The following is an 11,749-nucleotide window of genomic DNA, read 5'->3' on the forward strand; positions in this document are numbered from 1 at the left end:
GAACCTCCGAGGGGCAACTGCCCCGTCGCCGAAACGGCCCCCCGCGGCCCCGTCGGAGCAAAGCCGCGCCAGATAGGCTGGCCAGATGCTGGCAAACCCCGACGATGCTGCGGTCGAACCGCTTGTCCGCAGGACCGCGGCCTGGGCGTGGCGGTTGCTCGTCATCCTGGCCGCCGTGGTCGCCGTGCTGTGGGTCGTGCAGAAGCTAGAAGTGATCGTCGTTCCGGTGTTGCTGGCCTTGATGGTGAGCGCTTTGCTGGTGCAGGCGGTCGACTGGCTGGACCAGCGCGGCCTGCCGCGTGGCGCGGCGGTGGCGCTGGTCCTGTTCGGCGGGTTCGCGATCTTCGGCGGCATCCTGGCCTTCGTCATCACCCAGTTCGTCTACGGGCTGCCCGACCTGACCGAACAGGTGAGCCGAAGCATCGACTCCACCCGCAGGTGGCTGATCGAGGGACCGTTGCACCTGCGCGGCGAACAAATCTCCAACGCGGGCAACGCCGCGATCCAGGCGCTGCACAACAACCAGTCCAAGCTCACCAGCGGCGCCCTGGCCACCGCCGCCACCATCACCGAGATGGTCACGGCCGCGGTGTTAGCGCTGTTCACACTGATTTTCTTCCTCTACGGCGGCCGCAACATCTGGCAATACGTCACCAAGATCTTCCCCGTGGGCGTGCGCGGTCGGGTGCGCGAGGCGGGCCACGCCGGATACGGGTCGCTGATCGGCTACGTGCGGGCGACGTTCCTGGTCGCCCTGACCGATGCGGCGGGTGTGGGCACCGGGCTGGCGATCATGGACATTCCGTTGGCGCTGCCGCTGGCCTCGCTGGTGTTCATGGGCGCCTTCATCCCGCTCGTCGGCGCGGTGATCGCCGGGTTTTTGGCCGTGGTGGTGGCGCTGCTGGCCAAGGGCGTCGTCTACGCGCTGATCACGCTTGGTTTGCTGGTTGCGGTGAACCAGATGGAGGCTCATTTGCTGCAGCCGCTGGTGATGGGGCGCGCGGTCTCGATCCATCCGCTCGCCGTGGTGCTGGCCATTTCCACCGGCGGTGTGCTCGCCGGGATCGTCGGCGCCTTGCTGGCCGTTCCGACGGTCGCGTTCCTCAACAATGCGATTCAGGTGCTGCTGGCCCCGGATCCCGCCGCCGAAGCCGAGAAGCAGACCGAGGAGGCCGACGACACGGCGATCGTCGAGGCGGAACCGGACCGCCCGCCCGACTGATTCGCTCAGCGCTTACAGGCGTCCCTCGCGGCGCAGCAAGTCCTGGGCGCTGAGGCCCGCGCCGCCCCCGCCGGCGCGGCGGCGCTGACGTGGGTTGTCGCCGTTCTCGCCTTGTCCGGGGGAGTTGAGCTGCTCGGTGGCCGTACCGGGGTCGTCGGCGTCTGAGCGCCTGATCGGCAGGGCGGTCGTGGGCTCGGCCGGGTCGGAGTTGTTATCGCCGGAGCGGTGGGTCGGGATCGGCATGGCCCGCGTCTCGCCGCTGGACGGCGGCGGTGGAGGTGCCGGGTGCGCCGGCGCGGGGGGCCGTGCGGTGGGCGGCGGGGTAGCGCCGGCCGGGCCGCGCGCCCCGGCGGGGCGCTCGTGGCCGGGTGTGCTCTGGTTGCCGGCGGCCGGGTTGGCGTTGGGGGGAACCGTGAGGCGCGTGGTCGGGGCTTGCGTCGGCTGGCTCGGCTGGGCCTGCAGCCGTGCGGTGTTCGCGGCGGCCGGCGTCGGCGGCTGCGCGGGCCGCGGCTCCGGCGGGGCGGCCGGGCGTGCCACCCGCGACGGCTCCAGCACGCCGGGATGCGTGGGGTCGTGCGGCGGGCGCGGCGTCGCGGCGACCAGGCTGGCCGCGGCGACCGGGGGCCGGGCGGGCCGCCCGTTGAGGGTCGGCCGCTTGCGTTCGTCGGGCAGGTCGATCTCGCCCAGCCCGAGCCGGTTCTGCAGGCGACGGGCCCAGCGCGGGGCCCACCAGCAGTCGTCGCCGAGCAACTTCATCACCGACGGCACCAGGAACATGCGGACCACGGTCGCATCCAGCAATAGCGCAGCCATCAGACCGAAGGCCAGGTACTTCATCAGCACCAGGTCGGAGAACACGAACGACGCGGCGACCACGGCGAGCACCAGCGCGGCGGCGGTGATCAGGCGGCCCGTGGTGGCGGTGCCGATCCGGATCGCCTCGGCTGTGGACATGCCGCGCTCGCGGGCTTCGACCATCCGGGACACCAGGAACACCTCGTAGTCGGTGGCCAGGCCGAAGCCCACCGCGACGACCAGCGCGATCAGCACCACCATCAGCGGTGTCGGCGTGAAGTTCAGCAATGTCGAGAAGTGCCCGTCGACGAAGATCCACGTCAGGATCCCCAAGGTGGAGCCCAGCGTCAGCGCGCTCATCACCACCGCCTTGATCGGCAGCACGAACGATCCGAACGCCAGGAACATCAACACAGTGGTGGCGCCGAGCAATAGGACCAGCATCAGCGGAGCCTTGTCGAACAAGCTGTGGATGCTGTCCTGCTCGAGGGCCGGCGTGCCGCCGACCAGGAGGCTGAGCCCCTTCGGTGGGTTTATCGCCCGCAGTTCGCTGATCTTCTTGGCGGCGTCATTGCGATTGGACAACCCGTTCTGGATCACCCGCACCGTGTCGTCTTTGGGCTGCGACGTCCCGTTCGGTCCGTTGACGCAGGGATTGCCGGCGATCGTCGGGCATGGCCGCTCCTGCCACGTCTTGTCGGTAAACCCGGTGATCGGCGCGAGCTTGTTGCGGATGTCGGCGACCTGCTGATCGGTGACTTTGGTGTGGTTGTCGCTCTTGATCACGACCGTCAGCTGTTCGGTCCGGTACCCGGGGAACAGCTTGTCGAAGTGCTCCTGGGCAAGGCGCACGGAGTTGTTCGGCGGCAGGTACTTCTCGCTCATGCCCCCGAAGGACAGGTTGCCCAGCGGAATGACCAGCAGGATCATGCCGACGGCGATCGGGATGGCGAACGCCAGCGGACGCTTCATCACGAAGTTGACGAGTTTGCCCCAGAAGCCGGCCTCGACCTCTTCGCGGGTCTTGGTCTTCTGCAGCCGGTCCGCGAGCCAGTTGAGGTAGGCGCGCGACACCTTCCAGTTCCGCAGGAACGGCACCCGGAACGCGGTTCGCACACCGAGCGCGTCGACGTGACGGCCGAGGATGCCCAGGCAGGCCGGCAGCAACGTGATCGACAGCAGCGCGGCGAGCCCCACCGCGGCGAAGATCGCGTAGGTCAGCGAGTGCACGAAGCCCTGCGGCAACGCCAGCAGGCTGGCGCTCGAGGCGATGATCAGGACTGCCGAGAAGGTGACGGTGCGACCGGCGGTCATCACCGTGCGTCGCACCGCGGCCTCGGTGTCGTAGCCCTCGGCGATTTCCTCCCGGAACCGGCTGACCACGAAAAGCCCGTAGTCGATGGCAATACCGAGGCCGATCAGCGAGACCACCGGCTGGGCGAAATAGTGCACCGGCCCGAACATCGCGACGAACCGCAGGATGCCCAGCGCGCCCGCGATGCTCAGCCCGCCCACCATCACCGGCAGGCCGGCGGCGATCGCGCCGCCGAACACCAGGAACAGCACAATCGTGACGGCCGGCAGCGCGAGGACCTCCATGCGGCGCTGGTCGGTGGCGATGGTGCCGGTCAGGGCGTTGGCGATCGGCTCCAAGCCGGCGAGTTGGACCGTGCCGCCGTCGAGCTTCTGCAGGTCAGGCGCGATCGCCTTGTAGTTGTTGAGGATGGTGTCGTCGTCGTCGCCCTTCAGCGGGATGCTGACGAAGGTGTGCTTCTTGTCTTCGGTCGCCATCCCCTTGATCAACGGGGGCGCGTCGGCGGGGTTGGCCACCGCCAGCCAGCCCGCCCACCCGACGACCTGGTCGGGATGGTCGTTCTTGAACTTGTTGAGCTCGCCGACGACCTTGTCGTGCCAGGCCGGGTCGTCGACGGTCTTGCCGTCGGGGGCGGTGAAGGTGGCGACGATGTGGCTGGTGCGGTCGCGACCGTAGGTCTTGTCGCCCAACACCGAGGCCTTGACGGACTGGCTGCCGTCGTCGTAAAAACCGCTCTGCGTGACATGCTTTCCCAGGCTGAGCCCGAAGACGCCGCCGCCGAGGCACAGAGCCACCATGACCCCGATTACGATGTACCGGTAGCGGTACACAGTTCGACCCCACCAGGCGAACACGTGAGCTCCTTACTGGATCGAATGTGACCCGCGCATTGGCTTCCCAGTCTCACACACGCGTGATCAACAGGGCGGACAGCGGCCGGAACGGCTGCAGCCACGCCCCCTGGTCAGGCAGCGAATCTAGCCCGATTCGCGGCAACGGCTCCCGGAACACACCCGCGATGTCTTCCAGGTCAACGAAGTCCAAGGTATCCGACGCTAGCGCCCAACTCGAATGTTCGCGAAATCCGATCACCTGAACACCGACCCCGGTGCGTGCGATTTCTTCCAGCGGTTGACGGAACGCCTGCCCGTCGGCGGAGGCCACGACCAGCGCCGCCAGCCCCTCGCTACGGCGCCGTTCGATATGCGCCAGCATGTCGCGGTCGACGTCGCTGTCCTCATCGATCTTCGGCTTGGCGAAGACCGCGAACCCGACGTTTCGCAGCGCGTCCACCCAGGGCCGGACGACGTCGGCGCTGCCCGGCGCGATGTTGGTGAAGACGGTGGCCTCGGGTTCGATCACGACGCCCGGGCGGCTGGCGCTGACCTCCGCCGTGCGCGCCAGCAGCCACCGGCCGAGCGCGTCGAAGCGCGGGCGCTCGAGCGCCGTCGGCCGGCGGCCGAGGATGGATCCCAGGCCCATGTCGAGGTTGGGCGCGTCCCACACCAGCAGGACGCGCCCGCCCGGGGTGGAGAAGCTGTTCAGGCCCTCGGCCGACAGGACCGCCGGCGATTCGAGGGATTCCGGTGCTGCTGTGGTCTCTTCCGTCAGGCTCATGCTCGTCGCCTACTCCAAATGAATTCGGTCACGGCGCTGCCCGCTTCTTGGGCCTTGGTCTCGTACTTGGTGGTGGGGCGGACGACCGAGATCGGCAGCCGGCTGTCCGGGCCCGCGCGGCACAGCCGCGGTTCGGCGTCGCCGACCTCGCTGATCTGCTCGGCGTAGCCGGCGTGGTCCGTCGCGGCGTGCAGGACACCACCAGGGAGTAACCGGTCGGCGATCAGGCCAATCGTGCTGGATTGCAGGAAGCGGCGTTTGTGGTGGCGGGCCTTGGGCCACGGATCGGGAAAGAAGACCCGAACCCCGATCAGCGAGGCCGGTGCAATGAGATGCGCCAACACGTCGATCGCGTTTCCGTGGATCAACCGGATGTTGTCAACCCCTTCGCGGTCGATCGCGGTTAGCAGCTGCGCCAGGCCGCGCCGGTAGACCTCGACCGCGATCACGTCGACGCCGGGCTCGTCCTTGGCCATCGCCAGCGTGGATATGCCGCTGCCGCAACCGATTTCGAGCACCACCGGCGCCTGACGGCCGAACCAGGCACCGGTGTCAAGCGGTTGGCGATCCCCGGAGCCAGCGCCCAGCGAGAGGCCCAGTGTTGGCCACAGCCGCTCCCAGGTCTCGCGTTGGCCACCGGAAAGGGTGGACCGCCGCGAGCGGAAACTCGAGGCGGGGAGCCGACGATGTTCTTCGGTACCCAGGCCAGCCCCCACCTCCGCCGGCGCGTCGGGACACGTCCCGACCCCGGGTTGCGCATGCATTTGTCCATGGTGGCCCATGAACCGCCGGTGTAGCCGCCCCTGGTCCAGATTGATACCCAACAGTTGCCTTGAGACCGGGCTCCTGCTGTATAGGGGGAGGGGGAAACGCCTCGTGCAGCGCGAGCGTATCCGCAGAAATATTTGGTACTAGCTTCCGGCCCGCAGAGCGCAGACGAAGGCCAGCCCCGCCGAGTTAGCTGGGCGGGGCTGGCTAGTGGTTACAGGCCGTAGATGCCTCGCGGGTCGCCCAGCGTGACGAGGAGGTCCTCGGCGTCGGCGCGGGCGGATAGCTGGGCCTCACGAGCCCGCCGTGCCTCGTTCGCAGTGACGGTGGCCCGGTAGCCGTGCCAGCCTGCCCGGAGGGCTACGGCGACGACTGCGGCGACGGTCACGAGGACCGGGTGCGCCTGGACGAACGCGATCACGAGCAGGATCGCCGCGACCCACCGAAAGGTGCGGAACTTCACGGCGAGAACCAAGCCGAGGAGGAGCGAGACGGTGATCATGCGAGCAACCACGATTCGCTCTGCTCGATGTCGTCGAGCGCCCGGTCGATGGACTCCAACTCGGCCGACATCTCCCCGGAGGAGCCGGGTGAGCTCCCTCCGGCGGGCCGCGAGCTTCCAGCGGCGGGCCGCGAGCGCATGCAGGAGCACCTCGCGTTCCTTCGGACTGAGCTGGTCTCCGTCCAGGGCGGTGCCGGCCGGATGGCGCAGCCTCGCGGCGGCCTTCGCGGTGAACGGATCGGTGGTGGTCGTGGTCATGGTTTCCCCTCTCGTTCGGGGCCGGTCCTCTCCGGCCCTTCAAGGAGACTAGGTCGGGCGAACGATAAAAAGGGCGATAACCTGCGAAAACGCGGCCATCGGCAAACGCGGATACGGCTGCCCAGCGGCGCGACTTACAAATCTACGACTCGCCGGGTCGCACCTTCCCCAAAAGGACCTTTCAGCGGATATCTTCACCACCTCGGCCCCACACGGGGGCCGGAGAAACGGAAGGAAACCACGATGACCGACAAAACCTATGCCTCCCGGATAACCGGCGAACGCTATCCCTCCCCCAAGGTCGCAAGTATCAGTGATTGGTGGGCTGAGCAGCAGCAGGAAGCAGCGGAAGCTGCCGACGAGATCGCCAAGGAAGAGGCCCACGCGATCGCCAAGGAAGAGGCCCACGAGGCCGCCAAGGAAGAGGCCAAGGAAGCGTACGACGACGCCTACAAGGAGGCGTACGAGGAGGCCTACAAGGAGGCGTACGAGCGGGCCTACGCCGAGGAAACGGCGAAGCGGTCACGCGCATGAGTAAGCGTGGGGATAAGGGCAGGGGCAAGCGACGGAAGGGCGACGACCAGTTCCGCGCGAAAGCGAAGGCAACGCACCTGTGGGACAACATGACCGCCGGCCTGCAGCAGATAGCGGAGGTGCGGAAAGAGGCCGAGGAAGCGGGGTTAGAGATGCCGGACGATGTACGTCAGCAGCTCGTCGGCATACGACAGCTCCTGCACGACAACGGCCTCCCATGGGAGGAGATCGACGCGACGCCGGGACTGCACCTGCCGTCAGGCGGGTAGCTAGAGCGTAGGTATTGAGTTTGGCGCGGGCGGCGTGCACACTGTGCACAAATTACCCCTTCAAGAAAGCCGGAGCGGGTGGTATCGGTGGCACCGAACGAGCGCATCGAGCAGGGCGCCGTGGCGCTTCTCACGGAACACTTCCAGTTGGATGACGAACAGGCGCTAGGGGTGCTGCGCAAGCTGGCGGAGCGCGCCGAGATGCCAATACGCGAGGTCGCGGAGCTGTTGATCGACCGCGACAAGCTGGGCCGGAAAACTGGGCGGGACAACCTGCTGGCCGTGTACCTAACCGACGAACGTATGAACCCACGGCAGGGCGATAGATAACTCGCCCACGTCATCCATCGTTCCTCTTACAGGGGCTCAGGGTCGCGGTCGTACCGGAACCGGCCCCGGTACTCGTCCAGAGAGAGGACCCTATTCCGGATCGGTCTCCGACTCCCCTAATCGGTAGTCCTCATCTCGGGCTCGCCTGTCGGCCAACGCCGCAAGCTCGTGAGCGGCGGCACCCTCCGGATCGTTCAACGCGGCCCGATCGTGGGCCAGCGCCGCATTTTCGTGCGCCTTAGCGGCGGAGACATGCGCCGCCCGAGCCCGCTCATGCGCCAGTTCGACATCGACTGCTGACACCGGCCGCCCGGACCGAAGCTCAGCCAAGCGAACCTTTAGTTCCTCAACTCGCTCCCTGGCCCGCTCAGCGCGGGACGGCTCGGCCATTCGGCAAGCCTACGCAGCGTCCACGTAATTCTCAGAGTGGTCTGGGGTCGCGGTCGTCCTGGAACCGGCCCCGGTACGCATCGAGGGAGAGGACCGGAGCCGCCTGATCGCCCGGCATGCCGGGGTCGTCCTCCGCGCCCCGAATGCCAAGGAGCCCGTAGAAGCGGGCCTGCTGCTCCAGTAGCCGCCTACAGTTTTCCCACGCCTTGAGCTGCTGCGGGTCACCGGAATCCAACGCCCTTGGCATCAACCGGGATAACAGCAGTTCCGTCCGGAGCACGTAAACCTTGCGGGCCTCCTCGGAGAGCACCTGCCGGTCCGGGCCGTCGAGGGTGAGCTGGCGGCGGATGGCCTGATCGACAGCCTTCCGCGATAGCTGGATCTTCGGATGCTTCGCGATGTCGGTGATGGTCGCCCCGGTCAGGAACAGCCGGAGTATTCGGGCATCCCGAAGCTTCCGGTCGGCTGCATCAACACGCGGCATACCCCAAGTGTGAGGCCAAGATTGGCGAAACTCGCAAAGTCGCACGGTGTGGCGTCAAACCCCTTAAAGCCAGCGGAGATTCAACACCCTAAAACGCCTGGTCAACGACCCTTTTTAGCGTATCGGAAACACCAAGTGCCAGAAGGCATTAAACCGCGACAATCGGGGAGGGATGCCCGGTGCCTTATGCAGTCGGGCGATCGCGCCCTCGCTAGATATTTTGGGCGCCCCGCCCCCAACGGGTGGGGTGCACTGTGTGGGCCGACCGAGGGGCAAGTCTGTGCGGATCGGGACGGCCGGAGCCGCTTTCTTGACCACCGGCCGTGCCCGATCCCCGGTCCATTGCTACCGATCTGGTCACGCTGAACCGTTCCCCCACCACGGGGCATTTGGATGGGGTGCGGGCATGACCGGCGAGGAGGACCCGGTGAGGAGTCCTCGGCCCTCCTCGGGTGTGGCCCCCAGTGCGGTCACGCCCACACCCCGCTCGCCACCGCCCAGGGGAGGTTAAATTCCGGGACGGCGGCGAGGGCTTTCACTTACGGCCCCGAGGCGTGTCGGGCCGTGCTTTCGCGGTGCCCCGCTTAGGCGAGGGCTTCTCCGGCCGTGGCGTCACGTTCAGGACGCACGGTTGGTACTCGACGCCCCAGCCGACGCGACGGGCGCGGACAGCTCCCCGGCTAACGAGGTCATCCAGCTCGCGCATCGTCAGCCCCATCCGGCGGGCACACTCCTCCGCCTCGACCCACTCCGGGTGGGTGTATTCGAGGTCGTTCGGCCGGCGGTCATCCATCACAGGTTCTCCGCGCTGCAGCGGACGCCTGAGCATCCGGCGATGACGTCATGGGCGAGCTGCAGCGCGGACACCGCGTCATCGTGGTCGCCGGATTCATCGCCGTCGAGGTCGTCGTCGTCATCGTCGATGTCGTCCAGGTCGTCGTCGTAGGCCATGATCAGCTGTGGAGGGTCGCTATCGCGAACGCTTTCGGCCTCAAAACGCCTATAACGCAACGCATTTCAGCGCGCATGATGAAAGCGTTTGTCTCGAACAACGATTCGCTCCAATAATTCAAAAGTAGCGACATTGATTCGCGCAAATAAAGGGTTACGGCGGTGCCGAAATCCCCAATAATCGCGGTGCCCTGCGGGATGCTTGGTGAAATAACCCGTTTGATCTGATCGTCAGGTCCAAAGAAATTCGAGCTGTTCCCTACGACCGCGCTCGGATGATCGAAACCGCTTGTTAGCAAACCACCTTGCGCTCCCCAGCGGGTCAGGTCAACGGTCTCCGCATCTGCCGGATTCAAGACGATAGCGTCCGGAGTCTCACCAATGTTCTGCAATTCGGTGAAACTATGGCGGATTGTCGTCAAAATGTCGGTGTCAAAAGCGACTTGGGTGGTGCCGGCCGTATTCAAAATGCCGGTCATTTCCTCGTTCTGGCCATCCCCGGATACCACGGATTGCTCCAGTTTCGCGAGAACTCCTTGCGCCATTTCGCGGCTCAAAAATGGTTGGACCTGCTGAATGTCCATCAGATACCGGGCCGGAATCGGCTCGCTCAAATGCGCAATAACTCGCGCTCGTTCCTGGACGGGCGTCAAAGTGAAAGTGCTGGTTGGCTTTTGCGCCAAATCCGCAACCACCGCAGCGTTATTGACGCGGGCCGTTTCCTGATAAAACTCTAGCGAATTTTGGTCGATCTGAACCCTGGAAATCAGCAGGTCCACGAGCCGGGAGGGCCATTTCATCAGGCTGACGAATGGCGGAACAAGCGATGGAACATCCAAGACGCCGCTGCTAATTGCGCGCTGCTGCTGGTTCCGGGCGATGAGCTGCGTCGCTACCCGCTTCGCCCAGCCGTCAGCTTCCATGCGGGCCGACCGCTCGCCGCCGCCGCCCGCCTTGATCGCCTGGACGAAGGGGTTGTCGCCGCCCGCACGACGGATCTCCGCCCTCTGCTCGGCAATCCGGGCGTCGAGAGCGCGGATCGTGTCCTTGCTGGTCTTGTACATCGCGCCCAACGTGCCGGTCGGGTCGTCCCGCCACCGCTTGTAGCCCAGCGAGCGGGCCTCTTCGAGGCAGGCTTGGGCACGTGCCTCTTCGCCGTCCCTCAGCGTGAGCAGCTTGTTCAACAGGTCTTGCACGATGGGGTCCTTCGTCCGGGGGTGCGCGCAACGCAACACGTTGCCACGCAACGCAATTAGCACATGTCTTTGAATGAGTGACCCGCCATCGCGGCCCCGGCCACACGAAGTCGATCCGCCATCGCGGCCCCGATCAACCTCTTAGAGCTACGTCCGAGCCGGGCGCATCGCCCAGGTGGTTCCCGCAAGCTCTGGCCGTCACGATACGACGGGGCACCGACAACCGGCAAGGGCGCCACGCCGGAAATCCTTGCCCGGAATCCCTTGCGTTGACGTCACTTTGGCGTCATACTCCTGGATTGGCCCTGGCCAGAAGCAAATCCACGAGGGTCTCGCCGAACTCCTCGACCCACACCGCCAGGTACTCCGAGCCCGCGTCGTGAACTCCGGCCAGCAGCTGGCCGATGAGCACCAGGGCCTCGGTGGGCAGCGAATCGGGGGCCGGCCAGTCGGTTACTTGCCCGCCGTCGATCCGGCGCCGTGCCTCGTCCACACAGCAGCGCCACGCCCGGTTGCCCCAGTCGGAGACGGCCGGGTGATCCATCCTGGCAAAAGGCTCGCACCAGCTCGTGAGGCCGGCCACGTCCTCGTCGGTAAGCAGTTGCAGGTTCACTCGTTTCCTCTGTTCGCGGCGATCCGCCGGTCGAGGTCAGCTATGACCACGTTCAGGTCGTTGATCCGGGCTGTGTACGCGGCGTACGCGCGTGCGAGCGGCTCGGGGAGGGAATCCTCCGGCCGAAGCCCGGTTGCCTCGGCAGCGTCCAGCAGAGCCCCACGAAGGCGCATCAACGTCACGCGTTCGGTGTAGGCGGCGTCCCGGCGCCGCCGCAGCTCGCCGTCATCGGTCATCGGTCGTTCCCCTCTCACGTCGTTTCCGTTCGCGTTCGCGGTTCAGGGCCGCCGACGCGGTGGTCTCGCCCCGCAGGACGGCCTGGATCGTGTCGTGGTCGCCCTCGGCGATCAGGTTGCCGAGGGCGCGTCGCTCAGTCGCTCTCTGGGCCTTGGCTTTCGATTTCCGCACGGGTCTCCTTTCGTTGACGTGGTTTCGGTACGCGGCGGCAGCGCACCCGGCCGCGCTGGTCGGTGAACACCAAGCCGTGAGACCCGGTGCAAAATCC

Annotated in this window: 15 protein-coding genes; 4 read left to right on the forward strand and 11 right to left on the reverse strand. The window is 66.5% G+C overall.

The annotated features are described in order from the left end of the window. Positions 1-85: 85 nt before the first annotated feature. Positions 86-1,222 (forward strand): AI-2E family transporter, encoded by a 1,137-nt coding sequence (locus tag A5764_RS22495; protein ID WP_067117432.1) that lies wholly within the window; start codon positions 86-88, stop codon positions 1,220-1,222. A 12-nt stretch (positions 1,223-1,234) separates the two neighbouring features. Here A5764_RS22495 and A5764_RS22500 read toward each other — a convergent pair whose 3' ends face one another. From A5764_RS22500 to A5764_RS22515, 4 genes are all read right to left on the reverse strand, one after another. Beyond that, positions 1,235-4,186 (reverse strand): MMPL family transporter, encoded by a 2,952-nt coding sequence (locus tag A5764_RS22500; protein ID WP_082951846.1) that lies wholly within the window; start codon positions 4,184-4,186, stop codon positions 1,235-1,237. 49 nt (positions 4,187-4,235) lie between these two features. Further along, entirely contained in the window at positions 4,236-4,949 is a 714-nt protein-coding gene (locus A5764_RS22505) for an NYN domain-containing protein (protein WP_067117438.1), read from the reverse strand. Then, a complete protein-coding gene (gene trmB / locus A5764_RS22510) occupies positions 4,946-5,731 on the reverse strand; it encodes a tRNA (guanosine(46)-N7)-methyltransferase TrmB (protein WP_156664823.1) in 786 nt (261 codons plus the stop codon). Before trmB ends, A5764_RS22505 begins: the two co-directional genes overlap by 4 nt. Positions 5,732-5,931: 200 nt before the next feature. Beyond that, positions 5,932-6,477 carry a hypothetical protein gene (locus tag A5764_RS22515; protein WP_067117444.1) on the reverse strand — a complete coding sequence of 182 codons (546 nt, stop codon included), beginning with the start codon at positions 6,475-6,477 and terminating at the stop codon, positions 5,932-5,934. 243 nt (positions 6,478-6,720) lie between these two features. Here A5764_RS22515 and A5764_RS22520 point away from each other — a divergent pair, with 243 nt between their 5' ends. The 3 genes from A5764_RS22520 to A5764_RS22530 all read left to right on the forward strand — a co-directional run bounded on the left by A5764_RS22520 (position 6,721) and on the right by A5764_RS22530 (position 7,610). Continuing rightward, complete coding sequence (locus A5764_RS22520) at positions 6,721-7,011, forward strand: hypothetical protein (RefSeq protein ID WP_067117447.1); 291 nt, start codon at positions 6,721-6,723, stop codon at positions 7,009-7,011. Then, positions 7,008-7,280: a hypothetical protein gene (locus tag A5764_RS22525; protein WP_067117448.1), complete on the forward strand. Its 273-nt coding sequence runs from the start codon at positions 7,008-7,010 to the stop codon at positions 7,278-7,280. The genes A5764_RS22520 and A5764_RS22525 overlap by 4 nt, the downstream gene beginning before the upstream one ends. Before the next feature lie 87 nt (positions 7,281-7,367). After that, positions 7,368-7,610: an ANTAR domain-containing protein gene (locus tag A5764_RS22530; protein ID WP_197501673.1), complete on the forward strand. Its 243-nt coding sequence runs from the start codon at positions 7,368-7,370 to the stop codon at positions 7,608-7,610. Positions 7,611-8,031: 421 nt separating this feature from the next. On the opposite strand, the gene A5764_RS22535 is transcribed toward A5764_RS22530, so the two are convergent. From A5764_RS22535 to A5764_RS22560, 7 genes are all read right to left on the reverse strand, one after another. Next, positions 8,032-8,484, reverse strand: a complete 453-nt coding sequence (locus A5764_RS22535) for a hypothetical protein (RefSeq protein WP_067117454.1) — start codon at positions 8,482-8,484, stop codon at positions 8,032-8,034. A gap of 535 nt (positions 8,485-9,019) precedes the next feature. Next, positions 9,020-9,277: a hypothetical protein gene (locus A5764_RS22540; protein WP_067117457.1), complete on the reverse strand. Its 258-nt coding sequence runs from the start codon at positions 9,275-9,277 to the stop codon at positions 9,020-9,022. Then, positions 9,277-9,435, reverse strand: a complete 159-nt coding sequence (locus A5764_RS28540; RefSeq protein WP_156664816.1) for a hypothetical protein — start codon at positions 9,433-9,435, stop codon at positions 9,277-9,279. Before A5764_RS28540 ends, A5764_RS22540 begins: the two co-directional genes overlap by 1 nt. A gap of 2 nt (positions 9,436-9,437) precedes the next feature. Then, positions 9,438-10,631, reverse strand: a complete 1,194-nt coding sequence (locus tag A5764_RS22545; protein WP_156664817.1) for a phage major capsid protein — start codon at positions 10,629-10,631, stop codon at positions 9,438-9,440. 286 nt (positions 10,632-10,917) lie between these two features. After that, positions 10,918-11,244 (reverse strand): hypothetical protein, encoded by a 327-nt coding sequence (locus A5764_RS22550; protein WP_067117463.1) that lies wholly within the window; start codon positions 11,242-11,244, stop codon positions 10,918-10,920. Next, positions 11,241-11,480: a hypothetical protein gene (locus A5764_RS22555; RefSeq protein ID WP_067117466.1), complete on the reverse strand. Its 240-nt coding sequence runs from the start codon at positions 11,478-11,480 to the stop codon at positions 11,241-11,243. Before A5764_RS22555 ends, A5764_RS22550 begins: the two co-directional genes overlap by 4 nt. Beyond that, positions 11,470-11,652 carry a hypothetical protein gene (locus A5764_RS22560; RefSeq protein ID WP_067117469.1) on the reverse strand — a complete coding sequence of 61 codons (183 nt, stop codon included), beginning with the start codon at positions 11,650-11,652 and terminating at the stop codon, positions 11,470-11,472. The genes A5764_RS22555 and A5764_RS22560 overlap by 11 nt, the downstream gene beginning before the upstream one ends. Positions 11,653-11,749: the final 97 nt, after the last annotated feature.

This window comes from Mycobacterium sp. 852002-51057_SCH5723018 (assembly GCF_001667035.1).
Lineage (GTDB): Bacteria > Actinomycetota > Actinomycetes > Mycobacteriales > Mycobacteriaceae > Mycobacterium.

Coding starts and splice junctions, on each gene's coding strand:
- A5764_RS22495 (WP_067117432.1), top strand. CDS start 86: ATGCTGGCAAACCCCGACGATGCTGCGGTCGAACCGCTTGTCCGCAGG.
- A5764_RS22505 (WP_067117438.1), bottom strand. CDS start 4,949: ATGAGCCTGACGGAAGAGACCACAGCAGCACCGGAATCCCTCGAATCG.
- trmB (WP_156664823.1), bottom strand. CDS start 5,731: ATGGGCCACCATGGACAAATGCATGCGCAACCCGGGGTCGGGACGTGT.
- A5764_RS22515 (WP_067117444.1), bottom strand. CDS start 6,477: ATGACCACGACCACCACCGATCCGTTCACCGCGAAGGCCGCCGCGAGG.
- A5764_RS22520 (WP_067117447.1), top strand. CDS start 6,721: ATGACCGACAAAACCTATGCCTCCCGGATAACCGGCGAACGCTATCCC.
- A5764_RS22525 (WP_067117448.1), top strand. CDS start 7,008: ATGAGTAAGCGTGGGGATAAGGGCAGGGGCAAGCGACGGAAGGGCGAC.
- A5764_RS22535 (WP_067117454.1), bottom strand. CDS start 8,484: ATGCCGCGTGTTGATGCAGCCGACCGGAAGCTTCGGGATGCCCGAATA.
- A5764_RS22540 (WP_067117457.1), bottom strand. CDS start 9,277: ATGGATGACCGCCGGCCGAACGACCTCGAATACACCCACCCGGAGTGG.
- A5764_RS28540 (WP_156664816.1), bottom strand. CDS start 9,435: ATGGCCTACGACGACGACCTGGACGACATCGACGATGACGACGACGAC.
- A5764_RS22555 (WP_067117466.1), bottom strand. CDS start 11,480: ATGACCGATGACGGCGAGCTGCGGCGGCGCCGGGACGCCGCCTACACC.